Source organism: Bosea sp. NBC_00550 (assembly GCF_026020075.1).
In the GTDB taxonomy this organism is placed as follows: Bacteria; Pseudomonadota; Alphaproteobacteria; order Rhizobiales; family Beijerinckiaceae; genus Allobosea.
Genome location: NZ_CP102773.1, coordinates 437,726 through 462,801, shown reverse-complemented (window position 1 = coordinate 462,801; position 25,076 = coordinate 437,726). Strand labels below are relative to the sequence as shown.

Annotated in this window: 19 protein-coding genes and 5 pseudogenes; 13 read left to right on the top strand and 11 right to left on the bottom strand. The window is 63.3% G+C overall.

What is annotated here, in order from left to right:
• Positions 1-754, bottom strand: a pseudogene (locus NWE53_RS29220) (IS3 family transposase); the annotation flags it as partial.
• On the opposite strand from NWE53_RS29220, the pseudogene NWE53_RS29215 reads away from it, so the two are divergent.
• Positions 736-1,203 (top strand): annotated as a pseudogene (locus NWE53_RS29215) (IS110 family transposase); the annotation flags it as partial. The pseudogenes NWE53_RS29220 and NWE53_RS29215 overlap by 19 nt on opposite strands.
• A gap of 873 nt (positions 1,204-2,076) precedes the next feature.
• On the opposite strand, the gene NWE53_RS29210 reads toward NWE53_RS29215, so the two are convergent.
• Positions 2,077-2,796, bottom strand: a complete 720-nt coding sequence (locus NWE53_RS29210) for a GntR family transcriptional regulator (RefSeq protein ID WP_265055211.1) — start codon at positions 2,794-2,796, stop codon at positions 2,077-2,079.
• 155 nt (positions 2,797-2,951) lie between these two features.
• Here NWE53_RS29210 and NWE53_RS29205 point away from each other — a divergent pair, with 155 nt between their 5' ends.
• The 4 genes from NWE53_RS29205 to NWE53_RS29190 all read left to right on the top strand — a co-directional run bounded on the left by NWE53_RS29205 (position 2,952) and on the right by NWE53_RS29190 (position 8,126).
• A complete protein-coding gene (locus tag NWE53_RS29205; RefSeq protein WP_265055210.1) occupies positions 2,952-4,475 on the top strand; it encodes an ABC transporter substrate-binding protein in 1,524 nt (507 codons plus the stop codon).
• Positions 4,476-4,556: 81 nt separating this feature from the next.
• Positions 4,557-6,323: a hypothetical protein gene (locus NWE53_RS29200; protein ID WP_265055209.1), complete on the top strand. Its 1,767-nt coding sequence runs from the start codon at positions 4,557-4,559 to the stop codon at positions 6,321-6,323.
• Positions 6,320-7,120 carry a hypothetical protein gene (locus tag NWE53_RS29195; protein WP_265055208.1) on the top strand — a complete coding sequence of 267 codons (801 nt, stop codon included), beginning with the start codon at positions 6,320-6,322 and terminating at the stop codon, positions 7,118-7,120. Before NWE53_RS29200 ends, NWE53_RS29195 begins: the two co-directional genes overlap by 4 nt.
• 67 nt (positions 7,121-7,187) lie before the next feature.
• Positions 7,188-8,126, top strand: a complete 939-nt coding sequence (locus NWE53_RS29190; protein WP_265055207.1) for an ABC transporter permease — start codon at positions 7,188-7,190, stop codon at positions 8,124-8,126.
• A gap of 43 nt (positions 8,127-8,169) precedes the next feature.
• On the opposite strand, the gene NWE53_RS29185 is transcribed toward NWE53_RS29190, so the two are convergent.
• The 5 genes from NWE53_RS29185 to NWE53_RS29165 all read right to left on the bottom strand — a co-directional run bounded on the left by NWE53_RS29185 (position 8,170) and on the right by NWE53_RS29165 (position 13,511).
• Positions 8,170-9,129, bottom strand: coding sequence for an ABC transporter ATP-binding protein (locus NWE53_RS29185; RefSeq protein ID WP_265055206.1), 960 nt, complete (start codon positions 9,127-9,129; stop codon positions 8,170-8,172).
• A gap of 3 nt (positions 9,130-9,132) precedes the next feature.
• Complete coding sequence (locus tag NWE53_RS29180) at positions 9,133-10,155, bottom strand: ABC transporter ATP-binding protein (RefSeq protein ID WP_265055205.1); 1,023 nt, start codon at positions 10,153-10,155, stop codon at positions 9,133-9,135.
• Positions 10,152-10,946, bottom strand: coding sequence for an ABC transporter permease (locus NWE53_RS29175; protein ID WP_265055204.1), 795 nt, complete (start codon positions 10,944-10,946; stop codon positions 10,152-10,154). Before NWE53_RS29175 ends, NWE53_RS29180 begins: the two co-directional genes overlap by 4 nt.
• 37 nt (positions 10,947-10,983) lie before the next feature.
• Complete coding sequence (locus tag NWE53_RS29170; RefSeq protein WP_265055203.1) at positions 10,984-12,459, bottom strand: aldehyde dehydrogenase; 1,476 nt, start codon at positions 12,457-12,459, stop codon at positions 10,984-10,986.
• Positions 12,460-12,530: 71 nt separating this feature from the next.
• Entirely contained in the window at positions 12,531-13,511 is a 981-nt protein-coding gene (locus NWE53_RS29165; protein WP_265055202.1) for an aldo/keto reductase, read from the bottom strand.
• A 64-nt stretch (positions 13,512-13,575) separates the two neighbouring features.
• On the opposite strand from NWE53_RS29165, the gene NWE53_RS29160 reads away from it, so the two are divergent.
• The 6 genes and pseudogenes from NWE53_RS29160 to NWE53_RS29135 all read left to right on the top strand — a co-directional run.
• On the top strand, positions 13,576-14,370 hold the full coding sequence (locus NWE53_RS29160) for an alpha/beta fold hydrolase (protein ID WP_265055201.1): 795 nt from the start codon (positions 13,576-13,578) through the stop codon (positions 14,368-14,370).
• 45 nt (positions 14,371-14,415) lie between these two features.
• Entirely contained in the window at positions 14,416-15,021 is a 606-nt protein-coding gene (locus NWE53_RS29155) for an amino acid synthesis family protein (RefSeq protein ID WP_265055200.1), read from the top strand.
• A 296-nt stretch (positions 15,022-15,317) separates the two neighbouring features.
• Positions 15,318-15,566, top strand: a pseudogene (locus NWE53_RS29150) (transposase); the annotation flags it as partial.
• 222 nt (positions 15,567-15,788) lie between these two features.
• Positions 15,789-16,352, top strand: a complete 564-nt coding sequence (locus NWE53_RS29145; protein WP_265055199.1) for a hypothetical protein — start codon at positions 15,789-15,791, stop codon at positions 16,350-16,352.
• Between the two features lie 14 nt (positions 16,353-16,366).
• Positions 16,367-16,699 carry an AcrVA2 family anti-CRISPR protein gene (locus NWE53_RS29140; protein ID WP_265055198.1) on the top strand — a complete coding sequence of 111 codons (333 nt, stop codon included), beginning with the start codon at positions 16,367-16,369 and terminating at the stop codon, positions 16,697-16,699.
• 247 nt (positions 16,700-16,946) lie between these two features.
• A pseudogene (locus tag NWE53_RS29135) lies at positions 16,947-17,054 on the top strand (short-chain dehydrogenase); the annotation flags it as partial.
• Between the two features lie 118 nt (positions 17,055-17,172).
• Here the strand turns inward: NWE53_RS29135 and fabF are convergent.
• Genes fabF through NWE53_RS29120 form a run of 3 tightly spaced genes read right to left on the bottom strand, consistent with a single transcriptional unit; the run spans position 17,173 to position 20,359 of the window.
• Positions 17,173-18,456: a beta-ketoacyl-ACP synthase II gene (gene fabF, locus NWE53_RS29130; protein ID WP_265055197.1), complete on the bottom strand. Its 1,284-nt coding sequence runs from the start codon at positions 18,454-18,456 to the stop codon at positions 17,173-17,175.
• Positions 18,453-19,751: a multidrug effflux MFS transporter gene (locus NWE53_RS29125; protein WP_442865103.1), complete on the bottom strand. Its 1,299-nt coding sequence runs from the start codon at positions 19,749-19,751 to the stop codon at positions 18,453-18,455. The genes fabF and NWE53_RS29125 overlap by 4 nt, the downstream gene beginning before the upstream one ends.
• Positions 19,752-19,753: 2 nt before the next feature.
• Positions 19,754-20,359, bottom strand: a complete 606-nt coding sequence (locus NWE53_RS29120) for a TetR/AcrR family transcriptional regulator (RefSeq protein ID WP_265055195.1) — start codon at positions 20,357-20,359, stop codon at positions 19,754-19,756.
• Positions 20,360-20,437: 78 nt separating this feature from the next.
• Here NWE53_RS29120 and NWE53_RS29115 point away from each other — a divergent pair, with 78 nt between their 5' ends.
• Both NWE53_RS29115 and NWE53_RS29110 read left to right on the top strand, forming a co-directional pair.
• Entirely contained in the window at positions 20,438-21,556 is a 1,119-nt protein-coding gene (locus tag NWE53_RS29115) for an efflux RND transporter periplasmic adaptor subunit (protein WP_265055194.1), read from the top strand.
• Entirely contained in the window at positions 21,553-24,645 is a 3,093-nt protein-coding gene (locus NWE53_RS29110) for an efflux RND transporter permease subunit (RefSeq protein WP_265055193.1), read from the top strand. Before NWE53_RS29115 ends, NWE53_RS29110 begins: the two co-directional genes overlap by 4 nt.
• A gap of 156 nt (positions 24,646-24,801) precedes the next feature.
• Here NWE53_RS29110 and NWE53_RS29105 read toward each other — a convergent pair.
• A pseudogene (locus NWE53_RS29105) lies at positions 24,802-25,060 on the bottom strand (histidinol phosphatase); the annotation flags it as partial.
• Between the last annotated feature and the right edge of the window lie 16 nt (positions 25,061-25,076).

The following is a 25,076-nucleotide window of genomic DNA, read 5'->3' as shown; positions in this document are numbered from 1 at the left end:
TCACGGCGGTGGGCTGGGTGCTCCGCCAGGATTTTGCAGCAGGATCGGAGGCTTGTTGCCGATGGCCCCGTGCGGCCGATCCTCGTTGTAGTATCTGAGCCAAGTCTCCATCTTTTCCTCCGCATCCGCAAGCGTCAGGAACCAGTGGGTATTCAGGCACTCACTGCGGAAGCGGCCGTTGAACGCCTCGATGAAGGCTTTGTCCGTCGGCTTGCCTGGCCGCGAGAAGTCGAGCGTGACGCCCTTGGCATAGGCCCACAGGTCGAGATCGCGGCTGACGAACTCGGAGCCCTGATCGACCCGGATCGTCTTCGGATAGCCCAGTTTCGCGCAGACCCTTTCGAGCGTGGCGACGACGTCCTCGGCCCGGTAGCTGAAGCGGGGATCGATCGCCGGCGAGAAGCGCGAGTAGGTGTCGACCACCGTCAGAACCCGGATCTTGCGGCCGGTGACGAGCTGGTCATGGACGAAGTCCATCGCCCAGACATCGTTGGGCCGCGTCGCCGGCGCGCGGTCCTCGCGCAGCTTCGCCTTGACCCGACGCTTGAGCGTCTTGGAGTTGCAAGCCTAACTCATTGTAGATCCTTCGAATCCGCTTCTGATTGACATGCCAGCCCTCGCGCTGCAGCAGCACGTCGACACGGCGATAGCCATAACGAACGCGGGTCTCGCAGATCGCCTTGATCCGGGCTGCCAGGGGGGCCTGGTCGGGCCGGCACGATTTGTAGTGGTAGCTTGGGGTGTCGAACTCCAGGACCGGCTGCGCTGGATGTGTCGCTGCGCTCTGTGGCGATCTGCATCATCGACCATGACGGAAAGATTGGCCTCGAGCGCTCGGTGCGCTCGGCCGTGCCCGATATACTTCTTTGCCTCGCGGGATTTGGTCAGCCGATCCATCAGGTCGGGTTTGAGGCCGGCGCGCTGACACAGCCCATCACCTACGGACTGAGGGAGGCTGGCTACGACGTCGTCTGCATGGAAGCGCGTCAGGTCGCGGCTGCGCTTTCGGCCATGCGGAACAAGACAGACAAACACGACGCCCGCGGCATCGCCCAGATCCTCCGATCGGGGTGGTACAGCCGGGTGCATGTGAAGAGCATCGAGAGCCACCACATGCGAGCGCTACTGACGAGCCGCAAAGTGATGCAGCGCAATTGCATCGACCTCGAGAACGAGATCCGCGGCCTGTTGCGCATCTTCGGAGGCGCAAGCGTACGACGGATGCCCCCGTAGAGGTCGTCGGGCTCAAGCGTCATGTCGGGCATCCCTTCAAGCTCGGAATGGCCAGGCTACTGTGGGGAAAGGCGAAGTTTGCCGCACTGACCTTCAATTCGTTTCATAACCCATTGAAATATTTCAGTCCGACTGCGGTAGTGTTAAAGTTGAAAGTGCCGCAGTTAAGGCAAAGTGCTTCCGCAATTGGCTCACTGTGCCGTCGGCGGGCGGGCTGCGTCAGCTGAGCCTCGGCTCGCTTCTGGTAAGGCAGCTTCCGAAATTGGCCCGTAGCCGACGTCTGGAACGTCTGCTTGCCGGCGACCCGCTGCGGCTGGCGATAAAGCAGCCGAGGTGCCCCGTAGGCGACGTCAGGATTGTGTGCTTCCGCACTCGTCCTTCCAGCCTAGATAGATGTGCTTGCAGGCCATCAGCGTACCGCCGCCAGCTACCAACAACCTGAAGGACCGGCCGCGGCCGTCCGTCGAAAGGTCGCAACGAGCTTATAGGCAGTGAAGTATCGGTTGGGAACGCATGAGGTCGCCATATGGCCGAGGGAAACCTGGGTGATTGTCGCCTTCTTGGTGTTGGGGAAAGTCGATCTTCTCCTTAGCGGTATTGGAAGCCATGCTGTTGTCGGTGGTGATCGTGAGCTTCGGCATCGCACGGGGCTTTGTAAGCCCCCCGGGGATCGAACGGTGGGGACGGCGGAGCGCTTTAACGAGCAGTATCGCAAGTGAGGTCCCCGCCTTGCCCGTGCGACGTAGCGCCATGGGCATATAACTCTTCGATATTAAGGGGAGGGGCCTCGGTAGACAGATCTACTTAATGCCAGCCGTAGTGGTGGCGACTTGCGACGAGCGCCTATTGACCGACCCTGTCCTGGCGGAGCACTTCCGCAGCGAACCGGGCAGACCGATTGACGAACTTGCGGCATTCGATCGCCGCGGTTTCTCCGTCTCTGCCCACAAGTGCCTTGACGATATTGCTCATCTGATCGACCGAGCCCTGGCTGCGCTCCGGCGTCGAGACATTGGTCGTAATCGCCCGCAAAAAGCTGATCCGCGCCCTCAACGAGTGCATAATCTCCTCGGCCGTCGTGTTCTTGGCTCCTGCGAAAAGGACGACGAAAAATCCGTCGGTCGCGATGCGGTACTCTTGGGGATCGCGACCCGCGGCACGTCGAACCGCGTTGAACGCGGCGACGATCGCTTCTATTTCCTTGTCGGTTGCTCGATCGCAAAACTGTCGCGCTGCTTCGGACTCCAAGGCTGCGCGCACCTCATAGATCTCCGCCGCAGCTTCAGGCGTGAGAACTCTAACGAATGTGCCCTTGATGCCCCGGCTTTCGACCAAGCCTTCGGATTCCAGATAGCGGAGGGCTTCGCGAATGCTGCTCCGACTTACCCCCGTCGTCTCGCAGAGGTCCCGCTCGACAAGTCTGTCCCCCGGCTTGAAGTGACCGGAGATGATCGCCTCGCGCAGAACCTTGGAGGTCTTCTCGCGCAGCTTGGTATTTTCGTTGACGCGGAGACTGAGAGCCGGGCCGTCTTCTTGCTCCAGAGCCGTGGGGGCGAATTTCATGCGATCCTCATCCATTCTTCAGCCATTTAGCATCCGGTCGATGGCTGACAAAGGCCCGTGACCGCCGCGACGCCGTCGTACTAAAAAGGCCCTTGCAGCATTTTGGCATACCATCATACTATCTACCAACTGAGTTGAGGGTGTGGAGGGACGGCATGCGGATTGCTCGATGGGGACTGGCGGCCGCGCTGCTGTCGGTGGGTATGACTTCGTTGTCGTTGGCACAGGCGGTGCCCCGGCGAGGCGGGATCCTGAACGTGGCTTTTTCATCAGACACCAAAACGCTCGATCCGACGTTTTCGGTGAACTTCTCGGAGCGGCAGCCGCTTTACCTGATCTATAATACGCTCGTCGCCCTGAGTCCCGACTTCACCATCGCACCGGAGCTGGCCGAACGCTGGGACCTGGAGGATGGCGGGAAGCGCGTGGTCCTACATCTACGGTCTGGGGTGAAGTTCCACGACGGCACGGACTTCGATGCCGCAGCCGTCAAATTCAACCTTGATCGCCGCATGGATCAAGCCGTTGCCTCGCCGCAGCGGGGACCTCTCGTGGAAGTGATAGACGGCGTGGACGTCGTCGATCCAAAGACGGTTGCGATCAGGCTCAAGCAGCCGTCACCCAACCTTCTCGGCATGCTCGCGCAACGCGAAGGCTTCATGGTGTCGCCCACCGCGGCGGAGAAGCTGGGCAAGGATTTCGGCGTCAAGCCGGTCGGCACCGGTCCATTCATCTTTAAGGAATGGGTTCCCGGCAACCGGATCGTCGTCGAACGCAATCCGTCCTATTGGGAGAAGGACAAGCCGTATCTGGATGGCGTGACCTTTCGTGACGTGACGACGACCGCCGTCTCGATTCAACGGCTGCTGACGGGCGAGGCCGACTACACTTCGGCCTTGTCGCCGATCGACGTCCGCCAAATCGAGAACAACAAAACGCTCAAGCTCGATCCCAGCCAGGTCGGGCGCTGGTACGCACTGCAATGGCAGGTCGACAAGCCTCCCTTCGACAACATCAAGCTCCGCAAAGCCATCGCACATGCGATCGATCGCAAGCGGCTCGTCGATATCGTGATGAGCGGCCGCGCTGCGATGTCCAATAGCCCGACGCCGAACTCGCTTTGGTGGGCCGCTCCCGACATCGCGGGATATGAGTACGATCCGGTCAAGGCCAAGGCCCTGCTGGCCGAGGCCGGGTATCCTAATGGCTTGGAACTGACGCTGTCGAACCCGCAGATCGCCCTGCTGCAGCAGATCAACCAGCTCGTTCAGGAGCAGCTCAAGGCGATCGGCATAACGCTGAAGCTCGAGCCGGTCTCGCAGAGTGACTGGTACCCTCGCGTGATCCAGTTCTCGATCAACTTCACGCCTATGCGCTGGGCTCAACGTCCCGATCCCGACGGCTTCCTGTCGCTCCTCTTCGACAGTAAGGGTGCCGGCAATTCGACTCGCTACAACAGCAAGGAGGTCGACGCGCTGCTCGCCCAAGCGCGCAACCTCACCGATCCCGAGAAGCGCAAGCCGATCTACCAGAGCATGCAGAAGCAGATCTCGGAGGACCTGCCCTATGTCCCGCTGTTCTTCTCGCTCGAGTTCGCGGCCATGAGGGCGAACGTCCAAGGACACGTTTGGATCGCGGACGAGATCCCCCGCTTGCGCGATCTTTGGAAGTCTCAGTAAGGCCTAACCTGCCAGGTGCCGTGTCGGAATTGCCCCGTCACGGCACCTCGCCTCGATCAATCGACGGCAAACCATAAGACAATGATCGCCAACTCCGACAACGCTCCCTTGCCCGCCTTCCTCGACGAAATTCTGGCACGCTTCGTCGACGGCCCTGCCGCCGACGAGGTGATTTCCAGTATGCGGCCGGCTTCGTCGCTGACCGCTTCACGCCTTAGCGCGATGAAGGCGACCAGGGTCAGCTTCGCCAGTCAGCTCGTCCACAGGATGGTAAACGAGCGCTGGAGGATTACCCGCGAGCATTTCGCTTGCGATGCGGTGGGTGAAGGGCACGGCGTCTATCGTATCGACGCCAACGGCTTTCCGCTGACCTATATCGTGCGCTGCTATCCATGGGACGGTGTCGAGAAGGTGGGTCGGCGCTCCGACGGCGCCAAGCGCGACTTATTCGGCGCCTTGTTCATCGGGCATCCCGACCAGTCGCGCATCGACGAGGAGCTTGCTGTCTTCGACGTCAAGGACGTCGATCTCATGCGCACGCGCTCCGACGTCACCGGGTGGACGCCGGCGAGCCGCAGCGCTCGCGCCTTCGACTATGTCGTCGACAGCCTAAAGGCGGGCAGGCAACCCGACCCCGCTCAGATCGGCGGCGGCTACATCCTGCGGAACGGCGGCTATCAGGGCAATGGTCGCCAGGGCTCGCTTTCCGTCGTCGGCCTGCATCCGGACCACCCGTTCCGGAGCCCGTTCTTCGCCGATCTGTTCGGTCTCTGCATGATCCGCCAGGTCTCGATCGATCTGGTCAACGGCGTCGCCAAGGCGATGAACCCAGCGGCCGCCCAACTGGAGCAGGATGTCGCGCGCTTCATCGGCGTCGGAAATTCCTCCGGGCAGGGCATGTGCGTCGCCCTGCAGCGCTGGCCGGAATGGGTCGCGAGCTGGCTGGTCGTGCGGGAGCTCTCGCTCGCTTATGCGCTGACACGCCCGGTCGATGCCCCTGGCCGCGATGCGGTGGCGCGGGCGATGGCGCGATCGGCAAGCTATTACGCCGGCGCCGATTTCCAGTGCGAGGACTATGTGACGCCGCCGGCGGTCCTGTCCGCGAACCTCCGCAAAATAGTCGGATGGCTCGCGACCGAGGCATTCGGGCGCTGGGAAGACCTGGCCGCGAAGGTCGCCGAATTTGACTTGGAGACCCAGGAGCAGGTCAACTCCCTGGTGATCGGTGCGTATCCGGAGTTCGCCGACGCGGCGGCGCGATACATCCCGATCGGTATGGTGCGCGATCGCGATATCGCCCCCGAAATGACCGCCGGTGAACTCAAGCGGATGATCCAGCAGGATTACGCCTGGGCCCTTCGCATCGACATGCGGCGCTCGGGCGCGCGGCAGCACTTCTGGTATCACTCGGTGGACAATGGCGAGCAGCGCCGTGGCGAGCGCATCATCGACCCCCATGAGGCGTTCGAGTCCTTCACGGACCATATCGGGCTGATCCAGCGTCTGAGCGTCTGGGCAGCCAGCGTGCCGGACGAGACGACGGTCGCCGAGATGCTCGTCGCCGAGCCCGATCTCCACTACGCGATCGCCCGGGTGCAGTACCTGCACGGGCTCCCCTATGCCGAGATCAGAGACAATCTGATCGATCACGCGTTCCTGCCGGCCTATCTGATCCGGTTCTTCCTCGCGATGCTCGGCATCGACGGCTCAAATCCCTTGAGCATCCGATATGTCCGGGGCGTCTTCTTTCAGGGGCTGCCTCTGCCGGAGGACATCGAACAGGGCGCCGGCGAGCATTGGCGGTTTCCCACGCTGGCTTCCCCCTTTGCCGAGGAGCAGGCGGCGTGACCAAGACCATGACATCCATGGCGGAGATCATCCGCGTCGGCGGCTGGGGGCTGCGTGGCCTGGGCTATCCCTATGGCGTCGCAGAGCGCGCGGTTCCGCTCGTCGCCTGGACCGAAGCGGCCCAAGGCGGCGCGATGCGCTCCCTGCTGGACGCGGAGCCCGAGATTGCGAAATCCCTGACGGCGCCGGCTATCGGCGTGACCGTGCTTGCGAACGGCGTGAAGCGACTCGACGCCCATGGGCGCCACCTTATCGAGGTCGGCCCCCCGGCGATCGATCTCCTGACCGTGGAGGCCCGGCGCGGAGAGAAAGGCGACCTGCAACTGGTCGGTTGGATCGGCGATAAGTTCGTCCCGGCCTTGGGCAGCCTCCTTGGAAAAAGGAAGCTCACCGGTATCATGGGATACTCGGCCGAAGTCGGCGAGGACACGCGCTGGGTGCTCTTCTCCGAGGAGCTGGTGACTGTTCTCGGAAGCTCGGATGCCTCGCCGCGAAGGGCGGAAAGTCTTCTGGCTGCGACCGGCCTTGGCGGAGATGAGATCGAGCGGATAATATCTGCGCATGAGGGAAACCGCCCTGCGTCATCTTATGGCTACATGACGATGACAGCTTGGAAGTCTGGCGCCCTCGACCAGGGGGCTTCGCAGGACAATCTCGTAGCGCGTGTCGATACGGCCTGGAGAGACGGTTTCGAGACGGAGCTCGATGACATCAAGTACCTCTATCAGCTCGAAACCCGCGCTTGGGCGCCCACGTCGGAGCGTTCACGCTCGCAGGCGGGCTACGGCAAGTTCTAGGGTCTGCGCCCGCTCCCCAAACCGCAGGATTCCGGCATCCTGCAGCCTGTCGCGCTGAGGACAAGCCATGCTGTTGATCCTGCTCAAGAGGCTGCTATGGGCGATCCCGAGCTCGATCGCCATCACGGCGATCCTGTTCTTCAGCGTCGCGGGGCTGCTTGGCAATCCCGCCGCCTTGATGTTGGGGCAGGACGCGACCGCCCAGCGCATCGCAGAGCTTAGCGCCCAGCTGGGTTTTGATCGGCCTCTGGTGGTTCAATACTTCGATTGGATCTCGAAGGCCGCCACGGGCGATTTCGGCCGCTCCTATTCGACCCAGCAAACCGTCGCCGAGGCCATATTGCCGCGCCTACCCGTAACCCTGGAGCTGGGCTTCCTTGCAATCCTGCTCTCATGCGCCGTCGCGGTAGGAGTAAACACGCTTACCGTCGGACGTTCCGTCGTGCGCCCGATCGCGACGGCATTGGCAGTGCTGGGCATCACCCTGCCCAACTTTGCCTTGGGCCTGACTCTCATTTTCATATTTTCCGTACATCTCGGTTGGCTGCCGTCGATCGGGTGGGCGCCTTGGTCCGAAGGAGCCTACGAGCATTTCCGCCATATCCTCCTGCCGGTGGTGACGTTGTCGGCGTATTACTACGGCTCCTTCACGCTGATCTACCGGTCCGAGTTCGACGCCGTCAGCAAGCGCATCTTCGTGCGAGTGGCACGGGCCAAGGGGCTCACCGAAACCAGTGTGGCGTTCAAGCATGTCATGCCAAACGCCATCCTGCCGGTCATCACCTATGTCGGGCTCAGCTTGGGCCAGCTCATGGGCGGGGCGGTGGTGACCGAGGCGTTGTTCTCGATCCCGGGCATCGGTAGCCTTCTTGTGTCGTCCATCCTGGCTAAGGACTTCCCTGTCATGCTAGCGGTCGGAATGATCACGATCGCCGCCGTGGTGGTCATGAACGCATTGGCCGACGCCTGCTATTCGATCGCCAACCCGCAGATCCGGGTGAGCTGATCGCGTTGAGCTAACAGAAGACCGTCCGTGCGTGCGTTTTCCGTTAGCCCAGCTCGCGGTACCGAATACAGGCGAGCTGTCGGCCTTCACCGACATCTTGAAGCGGCGGAATGCCATCGGCGCATTCCGGCTTTGCATGCACGCAGCGCGACCTGAAAACGCATCCTGAGGGCGGATTGCGTGGGTCCGGCGCATCGCCCTTGAGGACGATGCGGCCCTCCGCTCCTGCATGGCCGGGCACTGCCGAGAGCAATGCTTGCGTATAAGGGTGGCGCGGTGAATCGCAGAGCTGCTTCGCGTTCCCGATCTCCATGATGCGGCCGAGATAGACCACGGCGATCCGGTCGGAGAGATATCTCATCACCGCAAGGTCATGCGAGATGAACAACATGGAGAGGCCGCGGCTGTGCCGGAGGTCTTCAAGCAGGCCGATGATCTGGGCCTGGATGGAAACATCAAGCGCGGAGACCGGCTCGTCGGCGACGATGAATTTCGGCTCCAGCGAGAGCGCCCGTGCGATGACCACCCTTTGCCGCTGACCCCCGGAAAGCTCCTGCGGCTTTCGTTTCGCGAAATCCAGTGGCAGTGACACGTCGTTCAGCAACCCTTCCACGCGGCCGGCGAGTTCGGAGCCCGATGCCACCTTCTGCACGCGCAACGGCTCCGCGATAACGTCGAAGATCGTCATCGTCGGGTTGATCGCGGCGAACGGGTCCTGGAAGACGATCTGGGCCGAGCGGCGAAACGTCCTGAGCTGCTCCTTATCGAAGTCGAGGACATTGCGGCCGTCGAAGCTGACAGTCCCGGCGGAAGGCTCCACGAGCCGGAGGACGGAGCGGCCGATCGTCGTTTTGCCGGAGCCCGACTCCCCTGCAAGGCCGAGGACCTCGCTGGTACCGATGTCGAAGGAAACGTCCTGGACTGCCCGCACGGCCCCTACGACGCGGGAGAAGATGCCTTTGCGGATGGGATAGTGTTTCTGGAGATTGCGGACCTGAAGCATTTGTCAGCCGATGACCAGTTCGGGGTCGTTGCTTCGGAGGCAACGGACCTTTCGGTTCTCCGCGCCGCCAGCGAGCAGTTGCGGCTCCGCGCTGTCGCACAGGCCGCCGAGCGCATATTCGCATCGCGGATGAAAGCTGCAGCCCGTCGGCAGCGCGGCGAGATTTGGAACGGCGCCGCCGATCGCCTTGATCTTCTGACCCTCGCCGCGGAACTGGGGCCGCGACCTGAGAAGCGCCCGCGTATAGGGCATCCTCGGATTGGCGAAGACCTCTGCCACCGGCCCTTCCTCGACGATCTGGCCGGCATACATGACGAGTATGCGGGACGCGATCTCCGCGACCAGTCCAAGGTCGTGGGTGATGAAGAGGATCGCCATGCCGTTCTGGCGCTGAAGCGATTTCAGCAGTTCGACGATCTGCGCCTGGATGGTGACGTCGAGCGCCGTCGTCGGCTCGTCCGCGATCAGCAGCGACGGGTTGCAGCTCAGGGCCATGGCGATCATCACGCGCTGGCGCATGCCGCCCGAGAGCTGATGTGGGTAGTAGGTCAGGCAGGCGGCCGGGCTGGGAACGCCGAGGATATCGAGTAGGCGACGGGCCTCGACCCAGGCCTCCTGCTTGGAGAGCCGGCGATGCAACCTGATCGCCTCGGTGATCTGGTCGCCGATCCGGTAGACGGGATTCAGCGACGACATCGGCTCCTGAAAGACCATTGCGACATCGTTGCCGCGCAGCGAGCGAATGTCGCGTTCCTTGGCGGAGACCACATCCAACACGGCGCCGTTCTTGCGCCTGATGTCGATCTTGCCGCTGACGGAGGTATTGGTGCGGTCGAGCAGTCCCAGCATCGCCAATCCAGCCGTGGACTTCCCAGAACCCGACTCCCCGACGAGGGCGACGACTTCGCCTGGCTTGATCGCGAACGAGATACCGCGGCCGGCGACGATCGACCGCTTTCCCGCCTGGAAGGCGATGTTCAGGTTGTCGATCTCGACCAGACTTTGACCATCTGTGGAGGGCCTCATTCGATGCTCGTCCCGACCAGGTAGAAACCGAACACCGTCGCCGCAACCGCCATGCTCGGCGCGAGGCTCATCAGCGGGTTCAGCGCCAGATAGTCGAAGCCGGTGCGAACCATCGCGCCCCAGTCGGCAGCCGGCGGCGGTAACCCCAGACCGAGAAAACTAAGGCTGGCGGAGGTGAAGATCGAATAAGCGACGGTTAGCGCGAACTGGGCGGCGACCAAACGAAGCACATTGGGCCAGATGTGCGTGTAGATGATCCACCAAGTGCCGGCACCCACCGCCGTGGACGCCTCTACGAAGACGGCCTCGCGGAGCGCCAACGCCTGCCCCCGGACGAGCCGCGCCACGCGAGGCCAGCTGACGAACCCCAGCACGAGGATCAGGTTGAGCAGCGTCGGCCCAAGAACAGCCGTGATCAAAAGAGCCAGGATCAGGCTCGGCAGCGCGATGAACAGGTCGATGAACTGCCGTATCGCCGCATCGATCCTGCCGCCCTCGAAACCTGCAAGGAGACCGACGGGTACGCCTATGACGAGCGCCGTGATGGCTGCGCCGATACCGACCAGGAGCGAGGATTGCCCGCCATAGAGCAGGCGGGACAGGGTGTCGCGGCCGATGTCGTCGGTCCCCAACCAGTAGGTCGAGTCGGGCGGCGACAGGAACATCACGCTCGTCGCGACCGGATCAAAGGGAGCGAGCAGTGGGGCGGACACCACCAGGCAGGCGATCACAAGGATGATCGCCGTCCCGACATAGCCCCTCAAACTCAGAGAAAATCCCATGCTCGGCATTCCAAGGTCGACTGCGGCTTCGGAGGATACAGGCGGCTCAGTGCATCACGAAGGGGTCCGCCACCGGCTCTCCGGTGGCATTGATCATGATGGCCTTGGCTTCAGTATAGTCGCGCAGCGCGTCGCTCCCGCCCTCCCGCCCGTAGCCGCTGTTGCGGAAGCCGCCGAACGGCACGTTGCCGGCCGTGGCCCGATAGGTGTTCACCCAGATGCGACCGGCTTGGATGCTACGGGCCACGCGCAGCGCCTTGGTCAGGTCGCGCGTGAATACGCCGCCGGCGAAGGCGAACTCGCTGTCGTCGGCGATCGCGATGGCTTGCTCCTCGGTCTTGAAGCGCAGCACGCTGAGGACGGGACCAAAGAGTTCCTGCCGCACCACGGAGGACGACTGATCCGGGCACTGGACGACCGTCGGCTCGAAGTAGAAGCCGCGATCGAACCCGGCCGGGCGCGCCCCGCCGGCCAGCAGCCTCGCGCCTGATCTGAGCGATTCATCGAGAATGCGCTCGATCCGGGAGCGCTGTTTTTCCGTGGCCAAGGGTCCCATGTCCGTCGAGGCTTGGAGCGGATCGCCTATCGTAATCGTCTTGATCCGCGCCGTCAGCCGCGACACGACCTCCTCGTAGACACCGTCCTGGCAGATCAGGCGCGAGCCGGCCGCGCAGCTTTGGCCGCTCGCGCCAAAAATGCCGGCGATCTGGCCGTTCACGACGCTATCCAGATCCGAGTCATCGAAAACGATGACCGGCGATTTGCCGCCGAGTTCGAGCGACAGCTTCGCCAAGTTGGCGGCGCTGTTGGGGATAATCTTGCGCGCCGTTTCGACACCTCCCGTAAACGCGATGCGCCGGACGAACGGATGACGGGTGAGCGGCACGGCGCAGTTGGCGGCCTGACCGCTGACAACATTGAAGACGCCGGGCGGGAAGCCGACCTCGGCTGCGATCTTGGCGAATGCGAGCAGGGGGGCCGATGCATCCTCCGAAGCCTTGACTACGATGGTGTTGCCCGTCGCGAGAGCGGGCCCGATCTTGTAGGCGGACAATTGGAGCTGCGAGTTCCATGGGATGATCGCGGCGACGACGCCGACGGGTTCGTGGATGATCAGGTTGAGCAGCTTGTTGCCGGGGGAGGGCGCGATGGCCCCCTCCTCGATTTCAGCTAGGCTGGCGAAGTAGCGATAGATCTTGGCCGTGTTCTCGGCCTGCCAGATCGTTTCCTTCAGAAGCTTTCCCGTGTCCGTCGTCTCGATCCGGCCGATCTCGGCACCGGCCGCGGCAAGGCGGTCCGCCAAGGCCCTCAGAAGATCCGCACGCTGGCCGGCGCTCATGCGCGGCCAGGGACCTTCGCGAAATGCCCTGTGTGCGGCCTGTACTGCGCGATCGACATCCTGCTCTTGGGCGTCGGGGATCGAAGCCCAGGCATCCCCGGTCGCCGGGTTGACCGACTCGAAACGCCTATCGTCGCGCGCGTCGGTAAAACCGCCGTCGATAAACAGCTGAAACCCGTCCATGACATGATCCTCGCACGACGCATGTGCAGCGTCGCCTTAAACGATAGGGGATTGAGGGCTGGGACGGACGTTCAATGCCCGCCCGCTTTGATGGGACGCGGCACATATGCGGCGTCGATGAGTCTGCGGTCCTCGTCTGTCAGCTGGAGGTCCAGCGCGCCCAAGGCCGCCTCGACCTGGGCCACCGTCTCGACCCCCATGAGCGGAGCCGTCACCCCGGGCTGACGCATCGTCCACGCGAGGGATACCACTCCCGGCGTCGTGCCATGCCGTTGCGCTACCGTGGCCAGCGCATCGAAGACCGCAAAGTCCCCGGAGCGGAAGTAATGCTTGCGGGTGTAGTCGTCAGTCTTGTCGCGGTCGGTCCAGTCCGCCTCCAGCCTCTTGTCGACGGCGAGGAAACCCCGCGCCAGAGGGCCGAAGGGAATGACGGCGAGGCCCTGGTCACGACAGAAAGGAATCAGCTCGCGTTCGGCTTCACGGTGAGCCGGATTGTACTCGCACTGCAGTGACCGGAAGACCGCCTTGTGACGGCTTTCGGCTAGACAGACGCCGCGTACGAAGGACCAAGCCGGAACCTGCGCGGTGCCGACATAGAGCGCCTTGCCGGAGCGGACGATGGCGTCGAATGCGTCGACGAGTTCCTCAAGATCGATCGTGGGATCCCAGATGTGCGTCTGGAACAGGTCGACGTGGTCGGTCTTCAGCCTGCGCAGGGAGGCGTCGAGGGCCTCGAAGAGGTGCTTGCGGGAGAATCCGCGCCCGTTCACATGCTTCGACATCGGATTGCCGGCCTTCGTTGCCAGCACGATCTCGTCGCGCCTGACCTGCTCCCACAGGACGTTGCCAAGGATCGTCTCGCTCGCGCCCGCCGAATAGAAGTCGCAGGTGTCGATCAGGTTGATGCCGCTTTCGAGTGCCTTGCGGATGACGGGCGTGGCCTCTTCCTGCTCGAGAACCCAGGGGCGCCAGCTTTTGTCGCCAAAGCTCATGGCGCCAAGGCCGATGCGAGAAACCATCACGTTGGTTCGCCCGAAACGCGTAAATTCCATGCCCGTCCAGCCCCTTGCTCGCTCATTCTAATTAGGTATACCATCAGACAAAAGGAGCTGGCTAGTGTCTCAGTCTGAGGGAATCTTCGAAAGTCGCGGCGGTATGTCGATCCGGTATCGCCGTGAGGGCGCAGGCGATCCCGTAGTCCTCGTGCATGGCGTCGGCGCTAATCTCGAAAGCTGGGATGCCATCGCCGAGCGGCTCGCTTCGCACTACACCGTCCTGCGCGCCGACCTGCGAGGACACGGGAAGTCCGGCCGCATGACCGACTGCGAGATGTCCGACTTCGTGTCTGACGTCTTTGCGCTGGCAGATCATCAGGGCCTGACCAATTTCGCGCTTGTAGGTTTTTCCTTAGGCGGGCTAATCGCCCAGTGCTGCGCGCTCGAGGCGCCCGACCGACTGACTAAACTCGTTCTGATCAGCACGGTGGCTCAGCGCACGCCCGAGGAACGGACGCGCGTCATCGAGCGCACAAAACTGCTCGCTAGTGACGGCGTCCGTGCCGTCACGGGAGCCGCGGCCGAACGCTGGTTTACGCCCGAGTTCAAGGCGAGGAACCCCGAGCGGGTAGCGCAGCGCTTGGAAGAACTCGCCGCCAACGATCCGAAATCCTATCTGGCCGCCTATCGCGTCTTCGGCCTTGCGGATGAAGGGCTTCCGCTGAGCGACATCCGGACGCCGACCTTCATCATGACGGGCGAGGACGATCCGGGCTCGAACCCGCGCATGTCACGCCTCCTGCACGAAGAGATCAAGGGCTCGAAGGTCGAGATCCTGCCGGGTCTTCGGCACAGCGTCCTGCTCGAGACGCCCGACCTTGTTGCCGATCGCATCGAGAGATTTCTAGCTCAGTAGCGATTTCCCGACAGCCACGCAGCGCCAATTTAACGAGGACGACCGATGAAAGATCTCATTCGAAAGTTTGCCGTGTCCAGCGAGGAGGTTCTGATCGAGGGCGGCCGGGCGGTCTCGAAACCGTACCGCACCAGCGTGGTGGCCGCCGTGATCCGAAACCCATGGGCCGGCCGCGGCTTCGTGGAAGATCTGCAGCCGGAGATCATGTCGATCGCGCCGGAACTGGGTGCGAAGATGGTGCCGCGCCTGCTCGAGGCGATCGGCGGCGCCGAGGCAGTCGAGGCCTACGGCAAGGCTGCGGTTGTCGGCGTTTCGGGTGAGGTCGAGCATGCCTCGGCGTTGATCCATACGCTGCGCTTCGGAAACGCGCTCCGCGAAGCCGTAAAGGGCGTTTCCTACCTCAACTTCACCAACAAGCGCGCAGGGCCCGGCACGTCCATCGATGTGCCGCTCACCCACATCAACACGCTGGGGAAGCGCTCGCATTTCCTCACGGCTTCGATCGTCATCCCCGATGCGCCGGGCGCGGACGAGCTTGTCATCGCGATCGGCGCGGCGACCAGCGGCAGGCCGCATGCCAGGATTGGCGACCGCTACGAGGACATGAAGGCCATGGGCGTCGATCAAACGAACACCAAAGTGCCCGCCTAGTCGGCAGCAGTTGCCGCCAGAAGGTGTGCCCAGCCAGCGTCCCTACAACGGTCTCGTTTGGCCGGTAGAGGTGGTGCGCCTGAAGCGGTGACATCAGTTATGGCAAGGTCGCGGCTTTGGGTCTGGCTTGCATCGGGGCAGTGAAGCCTTTGAACCTCTTCGCGCTTAAAACATTCGAGAACTAACGCTGGGAAAAGCGTCGTGCCATTGATGGCGATCATGTGGGTTGCCGCCTAGGCTCAGGACCTATTAATCGGGCTTGAGATGTGATTCACGGTGTCCGGGAGGATGCCGTGATGGGTGATTTGTTTCTGCTGAGCGAGCGCCAGATGGCGCGGATCGCGCCGCATTTCCCGCTTTCGCATAGGGTTCCTCGGGTCGATGACCGGCGCGTCGTGAGCGGCATCGTCTACGTGATCCGCAACGGCCTGCAGTGGAAGGACGCGCCCAAGGACTATGGTCCCCACAAGACGCTCTACAACCGTTTCATTCGCTGGAGCCGGCTCGGTGTCTTCGACCAGATATTCGCCGGGCTTGCCGGCGAAGGGCCCAAGCCGGAGCGCAGCCGTCCTAGTCGAAACTTGTCAACAGACAACCTAACGACGGCGGCCGACTTTCACTTGCATTGCGGGTGTGTGTAGGGGCGGTCGAGGCGGCGGCCGGAAAACTGAACGTCCGTTATATGGAGGCGAGCGAAGGGCAGATATTGGCGCATCTCGCCCCGCGGGGGCTCCTCGGCACACTGATCGCCCGGGTGGCGCTACACCATGGCGCAAATTGCTTCGCTCGATGGGATTCCGGTATGGTGCCGCAAGCTCGTCCGCGCCTCAGTCACGTTGCTGGATTGGGATCGTCCGAAGGGGGCGAAATTGCCGGTTAGCCGTTTTCATGACCTGCGCTTCCAGCCGCACCCCAATTTTCCGGGAGCGGCTGAGGTCTTTGCCCGCATGCAGACGGCACCGAAATTCGTCTTTTCGCGTGATGTGATCGAGTGGCTCGAGGAGCATTCTGGCGACTACACCCATGCGGTGGCTATTGCGATTGGCGCAGGCCGCACCAAGCTTCCTTACGAGACGATGCTGGTCGAATGGGAGGAAGGACCGGATCATCGCTTGTTCTGGCTGATTAAGGAGGCGGCACCGAACAGCTATCGCGTATGGTGGGCCATCCATTTTCCCCGCTCTAGTCGCAATCTTGTCTTCGGTCATCCTTTTACCGCTTCGTTCCTCCCGAGCGGCGAAGCCGTAGTTCAGCGATACGATGGCCCGCCAACAACCTCGGCGCACTTGCCCTCTTTCATCGACCCTCATACCGCCCAACGGCAGGAATAGCTCTCTGCCTCGCCATGACGCTGCATGTGCGCGGCATCAGCACCCGACCGCCCGCGCCGGTCAGTCCGAAGCTCGATGCCGCACGGATCAAGAAAGGAAAGCCGCCGATCACCAAGGATTACGTCACCGTGCATATCGGTTACGTCACCGATCGGCAGGGCAAACAACACGACTACGCAGAAGGCCGAGGCCACGTTAAGCCGCATTTGCGCTGCGGACATTACAAGAACCAAGCCGTCGGCACGGGTCGGCTCGATCGCAAGAGAATCTGGATCGAGTCCTATCTGGTCAACTACGGCCCCGGCACGACGATCGATCCGCCGCCGCAATATCTCGTCGTCCCCTAAACCACCCCCGGCGAAGGAAAACATGGCGCCTCGCTATTGGATTCGCCGATCCCATCGGGGGCGCTCCGCCAAATAGTGCGGCTCTCATGCCGTGAGGGCGGCGCTCAGGCCGTTGGCGCTCGCCCGTCCACCCTTCATCTTCACTCGGACGCGACGCGGGGTGACAACAGACTTGATGGAGCGCTGGTCGCCACGGGCCGGAGTGTCGATGCGGCGACGTGATGCGTTGCCGTTGTGAGATGCGGAGCCGGACGATATCGCCAACGCGGTCGCCTTCCTGCTCGACGCCCGCAGCGGCTTCGTGACCAGGCAGACGGTCTATGTCTGCGGCGGCATGACCATTGGTGCGGCCTGAAGCTGAGTTCTTGGCTTGAGCGGACTTGGTCGCAAGTTCGCGCCTTCCATTGGAATAACGAATGTCGGCTTTCCGGCAGATGCTTGAGGTCTGGTTTTGGCGCGTGTCGTACGTCGCGTCAGCACGCGGCCGCCTGACCCGTCCAGCGCCGGAACAGCACGCTGGCGTTGACGCCGCCGAAGCCGAAACCGTTGGCAATCGCGTAGTCCGTCGCCACCGGCCGGGCCGCGTGTCTGACGAAGTCGATGCCGTCGCCGCCAGGATCGGGCGTATCGAGATTGAGCGTCGGCGGAGCCAGCTGATGCTGGAGCGCCAGGATGGCGAAGATCGCGCCGAGGCCGCCGGTGGCGCCAAGCAGGTGTCCAGTGGCCGACTTTGTCGCGCTGACGGCGATTTCGCCGTCTGAGCCGAACAATGCCTTGACCGCGGCGAGCTCACCGAGATCGCCGACCGGGGTCGAGGTGGCGTGGGCGTTAAGATGGCCGATCTCGCGCGGAGTAATCCCCGCCTGGGCGATTGCGATCTCCATGGCCCGGCGGGCCCCATTGCCGTCCTCGGGACCGGATGTGATGTGGTGCGCGTCAGAGGTCGTACCGTAGCCCACGAGCTCGGCGAGCGGCGTGGCGCCGCGCGCCAGAGCATGTTCCAGTTCCTCGATCACCAGCATGCCGGCTCCCTCGCCCATGACGAAGCCGTCGCGGGCTGTGTCGAACGGGCGCGAGGCCTCGGCAGGCCTGTCGTTGAAGCCGGTCGACAAAGAGCGTGCAGCGGCAAAGCCGCCGAGGCTGACAATGTTCATGCAGGCTTCCGTGCCGCCGCACACGGCGACGTCGGCTTCTCCTGCGCGGATCAGACGAGCCGCATCCCCGATCGCCTGGATCCCGGCCGCGCAAGCCGTTACGGGCGCACCGAGAGGACCCTTGAATTCGTGGCGGATGGAGATGTGCCCCGCCGCGAGGTTCACCAGGAAGGATGGGATCGTGAACGGCGACATCCGGCGCACGCCCCGGGTATCGACGGTGCGCACCGCTTCAGTTATCGCCGGGAATCCGCCGATGCCCGACGCTATGATCGTTGCCGTGCGCAAGCGCCCGGATTCCTCGTCGGGCTTCCAGTTGGCCTGCGCAAGTGCCTCGTCTGCCGCCGCCAGCGCAAAGATGATGAACCGGTCGACCTTCCGCTGGTCTTTCGGCGGCAGCACGGCGTCGGGATCGAAGCCTGCCTCGGGTTCCTCCTGCCTTGAAGGCACGACGCCTCCAACCTTGGCCGAGAGATCGCCGACCATCTCGTCAGGGAGCCTGCGGATTCCCGACCGACCCTCCAGCAGGCGCGCCCAGCTTGGCGCGACACCGGCCGCCAGCGGGGTCACCGCACCCAGCCCTGTGGCAACAATCCGTCTCATATCAGCCTCCAGTAGGTTCCGGCTCGCCCGCTGGGCGCCGTCCGGCTCCGCCGCAGGAAAACGGGGAGGAATGCGGCGATTGCCAGAACGACTGCCATGGTCAGGACGGCGGCAAGGGACGCAGGCGGTGAAAACGGCAGCGAGCTGGCGACGAACGCGCCGATCGCGGCGCAGCTCATCTGCAGGAATCCGAGCAGCGAGGACGCCGACCCTGCCTGCCGACCGAAGGGATGGAGCGCGATGGCCGTGCCGAGCGGATTGATCAGCCCCATGCCGAAAAGATAGAGGACAATGGCCGACGTGAAGGTTGTGAAGCTCGGCCATGCGGCGAACCCGAACATGGCGAAACCGCCAGCGAGTGCGACGATGAGGCCCAGCAGGCCGACCCCGCGGTCACCGTGACGGCGTGCCAGGCGCGGCGCCAGGAAGCCGGCGGCAAACACGACCAGAACCGTCGCCGCAAAAGACAGGCCGAGCTGAATAGCGCTGAGACCCAGTGTGTTCATCAGCACGCCCGGCGCAGCCGCGAAGAAGCTGTACAGCCCGCCGATGACGAAGCTCACCGCCAGGGCGGGCAGCAGAAACCGCTGATCGGCCGCGAGGTCCCGGTAAGTCGATGCCACCGACGAAAACGCCAGCGGCGTCCGACGCTCGACAGCGTGGGTCTCGCCGACGCTGGCGACATAATGCCAGGCGAGCGCGAGACCGAAGACGGCAACCACGACAAACAACACCCGCCAGCCGAAGGCGCCGGATAGAACGCCTCCGAACAGCGGCGAGAACCCCGGCGCCACCGCTCCCGCGATCATGGTCAGTGCCAAAGCCCGTCCCAAGGCTACGCCATCGAAGAGGTCACGGGCTATGGCACGCGCAAGGACCGATGCCGCGCAGGCTCCGAGCGCCTGAACGATCCGGCCCAGCAACAGCATGGACAGATCGCCTGCGAGGGCGCTGATGGTGCTACCCGCGGCGAAGACGATCAGACCGCCAAGCACCAGGGGCTTGCGGCCAAACCGGTCCGCGAGCGGCCCCACGAACAACTGCCCGATCGCGAAGGCGATGAAGAAGCTGCTGAGCAGGAGGCCGAGTTCTGGCGAGGAAATCGCCAACTCCGAGCCAATCTGCGGAAAGGCCGGCAGGATGATGTTGGTGGCGAGCGCGCCAAGCGCTGCGAGTCCAGCAAGCAGGAACAGGATCCCGCCGTTTAGCCGCTTCCCCGAGGGCGTGGTCGTTGGGCTATCCAGCACGGGCCCGGTATCCGGAGCACCTGTGCTGCGATCCTCGGCGGACGACATCGTCATTGGCGCCGGCTCGGAGGTGCATCGCCCACAGACGACTGTGCCAGCACGCTTTCGGCGGCCGCTTCCAGAAAACGCTCTGACATCCGCTCATCATTGACGGCGCGGGACAGGAGCACCGCTCCCACCATTGTCGAGAGAATAGCCATGGCTTTGTTGTCTGGCGCATCACCGTCGGCCGTCCCGACCCATGGACCCAGCATCTGCAGATATTCTTCGATCCCGGCCTCAAAAGCCGCCTTCACGGCTGGACCCTGCCGGGCCGCATCGGAACCCAACGCGACGACCGGACAACCATCCATCTTCTCGGCGCAGTGGCCCATGCTGAGATAGAAATCGACAACTGCCGCCAACGGATGATCAGGCCTGGACCGGGCCGCATCCGACCAACGTTCCGAGGCGCTCTCCAGCGCGCGCCTGGACGCCTGCGCTGCCAGATCATTCTTGGATTCGAACTGCTTGTAGAAGGCGCCCTGCGTCAGACCGGCGCCGGCCATCAGATCCTTCAGCCCGATGCCGTCGAACCCGTGCTCCCGGAACAGGCGGCTGGCCACGTCGATGACCGTTTGCCGATTTTCCTCGGCCTGCTGCCGCGTGACACGCATGGGGACCTCCAATATTAGATTGCGTTCGTAATCCATACAGCCTATAGCTGTCGAATGCAATCTAATTGGCTGAGATCGATGAGCAAGAAAAAGAAGTCGGGGATCGTCGTGGGTGGCGCCGTGCTGGCGGCGGCGGCCGGCGCGGCATTCGTGACCCTGTCGGCGCGTCCGCAGAGCGCGTCAGCGGTCGGCGACCCCCGGCAGAATGCTCCGATCGTCAGGCTGGTGAACCCGACGCCTGTCATCGATGCCGAACGCCGCTTTACGGGTGTGATCGCTGCCCGCGTCCAGAGCAATCTGGGCTTCCGCGTTTCCGGGAAGATCGTCGAACGGTTCGTGAATGTGGGCCATTCCGTAGCTGCCGGTCAGAAGCTGATGCGGATCGATGAAACCGACCTGCAGCTCGCGCTGGCCGCCAAACGCAATGCGACCGCAGCGGCGCGCGCGGTTCTGGTTCAGGCGCGGGCCGACGAGAAGCGCTATGCCGTTCTGGTCAAGGACGGGTTCGCGGCGAGCCCTCAACGCTATGAACAAGCCAAAGCGGCCCTGGATACCGCCGCGGCGCAGCTTGCCGCAGCCGAAGCCGACGAGAAGGTCGCCGAAAACAGCTCAGGCTACTCGGTACTGGTCGCTGACGCCGATGGAACTGTCGTTGAAACGCTCGGTGAGCCGGGTCAGGTCGTGACCGCCGGACAAACCGTCGTTCGGCTGGCCCAGGCCGGCCCGCGTGAAGCGGTCGTCGCCCTCCCCGAGACCATCAGGCCGGCGATTGGCTCGGCGGCGGTGGCCAGCCTCTACGGCGCCGATGCACGCTATGACGCCACCCTCCGGCAGTTGTCGGATTCCGCGGATCCGCAAACCCGAACCTACGAAGCGCGGTATGTGCTCGATGGCGAGACCGCGACGGCTCCGCTCGGCGCAACCGTGACCATCAGGCTGGCTAATCAAGCGAGCCAGCCGGAAATGGAAGTGCCGCTCGGTGCGGTGCTGGACGACGGTCAGAAGACCGGTGTCTGGTTGCTGGACGCTGCCTCCTCGACCGTGAGGTTCCAACCGGTCACGCTGATGCGGGTGACCAGCGAAACCGCCGTGATCTCAGGATTAGGCGCTGGCGAGCCGGTGGTGTCGCTGGGGGCTCACCTCCTGCAGGACGGCGCACGCGTCCGGACAGCGTCGCAGATCAAGGCCAGCAAATGAGCCTGAACCTGTCGGCAATAGCCGTTCGCGAACGGGCCGTTACCCTCTTCTCGATCATCCTGCTGGTCGCCGCTGGCATCTACGCCTTCTTCATGCTCGGCCGGGCGGAAGATCCGAGCTTCACCATCAAGACGCTGACGGTCACGACCGTGTGGCCGGGCGCGACCGCGCGTGAAATGCAGGACCTGGTCGCGGAACCGCTGGAGAAGCGCATCCAGGAACTGACCTGGTACGACCGCGTCGAGACGACCACCCGGCCGGGCTACGCCTATTTGACGGTCACGCTGAAGGACAGCACGCCACCTGGCGCCGTTGAGGAAGAGTTCTATCAGGCCCGCAAAAAGCTCGGGGACGAGGCCCGCAACCTGCCGCCCGGCGTTCTCGGTCCCTTCGTCAACGATGAATATTCGGATGTGAGCTTTGCCCTGTATGCCCTGAAAGCCAAGGGCATGCCGATGCGCGAACTCGCAAGACAGGCGGAAGTGATCCGACAGGCCCTCCTGCACGTCCCCGGGGTCAAAAAGATCAACATCCTCGGCGAACGCCCCGAGCAGATCTTTGTCGAGTTTTCGTTTGCAAAGCTCGCCACGCTCGGCGTGTCGGCACAGGACATCATCACGGCGCTGCAGCGGCAGAACATCGTGACGCCCGCAGGTTCGATCGACACGAACGGGCCGCAGATGTTCCTTCGGGTCGATGGCGCCTACGCAGGCCTGAAAACGATCGCGGACACGCCGATCGCCGCCGCCGGCAGAACCCTCAAGCTCTCCGATATCGCCGAAATCCGACGCGGCTATCAGGATCCCCCGACGTATTTGATCCGGCGGCAGGGTGAGCCCACAATCCTGGTCGCGGCGGTCATGCAGGCCGGTTGGGACGGCCTCGCGCTGGGCAAAGCGCTTGAAAAGAAGACAACGGAGATCGCGGGGACACTCCCGCTGGGCATGACGCTCGACAAGGTCAGTGATCAGGCCGTCAACATCGAAGCCGCGGTCAGCGAATTCATGCTCAAGTTCGCCATGGCGCTTGGTGTCGTGCTGTTCGTGAGCCTGGTCGCCCTGGGCTGGCGCGTCGGCATCGTCGTCGCGCTTGCGGTGCCGCTGACCCTGGCCGTCGTCTTCCTGATCATGCTGGAAACCGGCCGCTTCTTCGACCGCATCACGCTCGGCGCGCTGATCCTGGCGCTGGGCCTGCTGGTCGACGACGCCATCATCGCCATCGAGGTGATGGTGGTGAAAATGGAAGAGGGCATGGACCGCATCAAGGCGGCTGCCTATGCCTGGAGCCATACCGCGGCCCCGATGCTGTCGGGCACGCTGGTGACGATCGCCGGGTTCCTGCCGGTCGGATTCGCCCGCTCGACCGCCGGCGAATATGCCGGCAACATCTTCTGGGTCGTGGGCTTTGCCCTGATCGTCTCCTGGATCGTGGCGGTGGTGTTCACGCCCTATCTCGGCGTCAAAATGCTGCCCGACATCAAATCAATCCCGGGCGGCACGCACGCGATCTACGATACGCCCAATTATCGGCGTCTGAGACGGCTCATCACCACCGCCGTGCGCTACAAGTTAATGACCTGCGCCATCGTCGTCGTCGCGTTTGTGCTTTCGGGCATCGGGATGGCCGGCGTCAAACAGCAGTTCTTCCCGACATCGGACCGCCCCGAAGTGCTGGTGGAGGTGCGTCTGCCGGAAGGCACCAGCATCGAAACGACGACGGCCGCGGTGCGAAAACTTGAAAGCTGGCTGGGTAGCCAGCCCGAGGCGACTATCGTCACGAGCTACGTCGGCCAGGGTGCACCGCGCTTCTTCTTTGCGATGGCGCCGGAACTGCCGGATCCCGCGTTCGCAAAGATTGTCGTGCTGACGCCCAACGCCGAGAAGCGCGAAGTTCTGAAGCATCGGCTGCGGGACGCCATTGCAGAAGGCCTTGCGCCCGAAGCGTTCGTGCGCGTCACCCAGCTGGTCTTCGGACCCTATACGCCGTTCCCGGTCGAGTTCCGCGTCATGGGACCCGATGCGGCTGAACTGTACGCCATCTCCGGAAAGGCTCTGGAGATTATGCGGGGCGTCGCCGACGTCCGGCAGGCCAATCGCGACTGGGGCAATCGCACGCCCGTTCTGCGCTTCGTGCCGGACCAGGACCGCCTGAACCTCATCGGGCTATCGCCGGCCGCGGTGGGCCAGCAGCTTCAGTTCCTCCTGACTGGCGTCGCCGTCACCCAGGTCCGCGAGGACATCCGGAATGTGCCGGTGGTGGCGCGCAGTGCCGGCCCCGAGCGGCTGGACCCGGCGCGGCTTGCGGACTTTTCGCTGATGAGCCGCGATGGCCGCCAGATCCCGCTCGACCAAATCGGCCATTCCGAAATCCGACTTGAAGAGCCCATTCTGAAACGCCGGGACCGGACGCCCGTCATCACGATCCACGCCGACATCAACGAGGCCACCCAGCCCCCAGAGGTTTCCAAGCAGATCATGACGGCCCTCCAGCCACTTATTGCGTCGCTGCCGGCGGGCTATCGCATTGAGATGGGTGGATCGATCGAGGAGGCGACCAAAGCCAACACCGCACTGGGCAAGGTCTTCCCGGTGATGATTGCCGCCACCCTGATCGTGATTATGCTTCAGGTGCGCTCGTTTTCGATGATGGCAATGGTGGTGCTGACGGCGCCTCTGGGCGTGATCGGCGTCGTGCCGACCTTGCTGCTCTTCAATCAGCCGTTCGGGTTCAACGCTATCCTCGGCCTGATCGGCCTGGCTGGCATCCTGATGCGCAATACGCTGATCCTGACAGATCAGATCCAGGAAAATCGCGCGGCAGGCCTCGATGATTATAACGCCGTCATCGAAGCCACGGTACAACGCACAAGACCGGTCATCCTGACCGCGCTGGCCGCCGTCCTGGCCTTCATTCCCCTCACCCATTCCGTGTTCTGGGGATCGATGGCCTATACCCTGATCGGCGGCACCGCCGTCGGCACCGTTCCCGCGCTCTATGTCGCCTGGTTCCGGATCAAGCCGACCGTGGCTACGAAACATGAGGTTTCGCTGGAGGAACCAGCACTGCGACCAGCAGTGGCTGCCCAGTAAGTATCCGATTTGGAAAGAGATCGTTAGGGTTCTGAGCCGCCATAGTGGCCCCGACCGTCAGGGTCCGCTTTCTGGAAGGCATAAATGTCCGCAGTTGGCGCATGGCGTATGTATCCGCAGTTGGCGCATGGCGCATGTAGCAGAGGCGCGGGGCGCTTAGCGCAGGTAGTGGATATGCGGCCTTCGATCATGCGGAGATGTCTCGACGCGGGCCTCGATTGAAAAGACATCGCGCAAAAGGGCTTCGGTAATCACGACGTCCGGAGAATCGGATGCTACGATCTTTCCCTGCTGCATGACGATGACCGCGTCGCAGAACATCGCTGCGTGATTGAGATCATGCAGGGCGACGACGCTGGTGATCGGCAGGCTCGCGAGAGCTCAGCGCCCAGATCTGGCGCTGGATGTCGAGATGCTTGAACCTCAGAATC

Coding starts and splice junctions, on each gene's coding strand:
- NWE53_RS29210 (WP_265055211.1), bottom strand. CDS start 2,796: ATGAAATTCGCCCCCACGGCTCTGGAGCAAGAAGACGGCCCGGCTCTC.
- NWE53_RS29145 (WP_265055199.1), top strand. CDS start 15,789: ATGGCGCAAATTGCTTCGCTCGATGGGATTCCGGTATGGTGCCGCAAG.
- NWE53_RS29175 (WP_265055204.1), bottom strand. CDS start 10,946: ATGCCGAGCATGGGATTTTCTCTGAGTTTGAGGGGCTATGTCGGGACG.
- NWE53_RS29200 (WP_265055209.1), top strand. CDS start 4,557: ATGATCGCCAACTCCGACAACGCTCCCTTGCCCGCCTTCCTCGACGAA.
- NWE53_RS29125 (WP_442865103.1), bottom strand. CDS start 19,751: ATGTCGTCCGCCGAGGATCGCAGCACAGGTGCTCCGGATACCGGGCCC.
- NWE53_RS29205 (WP_265055210.1), top strand. CDS start 2,952: ATGCGGATTGCTCGATGGGGACTGGCGGCCGCGCTGCTGTCGGTGGGT.
- NWE53_RS29120 (WP_265055195.1), bottom strand. CDS start 20,359: ATGCGTGTCACGCGGCAGCAGGCCGAGGAAAATCGGCAAACGGTCATC.
- NWE53_RS29185 (WP_265055206.1), bottom strand. CDS start 9,129: ATGCTTCAGGTCCGCAATCTCCAGAAACACTATCCCATCCGCAAAGGC.
- NWE53_RS29110 (WP_265055193.1), top strand. CDS start 21,553: ATGAGCCTGAACCTGTCGGCAATAGCCGTTCGCGAACGGGCCGTTACC.
- NWE53_RS29180 (WP_265055205.1), bottom strand. CDS start 10,155: ATGAGGCCCTCCACAGATGGTCAAAGTCTGGTCGAGATCGACAACCTG.
- NWE53_RS29170 (WP_265055203.1), bottom strand. CDS start 12,459: ATGGACGGGTTTCAGCTGTTTATCGACGGCGGTTTTACCGACGCGCGC.
- NWE53_RS29115 (WP_265055194.1), top strand. CDS start 20,438: ATGAGCAAGAAAAAGAAGTCGGGGATCGTCGTGGGTGGCGCCGTGCTG.
- fabF (WP_265055197.1), bottom strand. CDS start 18,456: ATGAGACGGATTGTTGCCACAGGGCTGGGTGCGGTGACCCCGCTGGCG.
- NWE53_RS29155 (WP_265055200.1), top strand. CDS start 14,416: ATGAAAGATCTCATTCGAAAGTTTGCCGTGTCCAGCGAGGAGGTTCTG.
- NWE53_RS29190 (WP_265055207.1), top strand. CDS start 7,188: ATGCTGTTGATCCTGCTCAAGAGGCTGCTATGGGCGATCCCGAGCTCG.
- NWE53_RS29140 (WP_265055198.1), top strand. CDS start 16,367: ATGACGCTGCATGTGCGCGGCATCAGCACCCGACCGCCCGCGCCGGTC.
- NWE53_RS29165 (WP_265055202.1), bottom strand. CDS start 13,511: ATGGAATTTACGCGTTTCGGGCGAACCAACGTGATGGTTTCTCGCATC.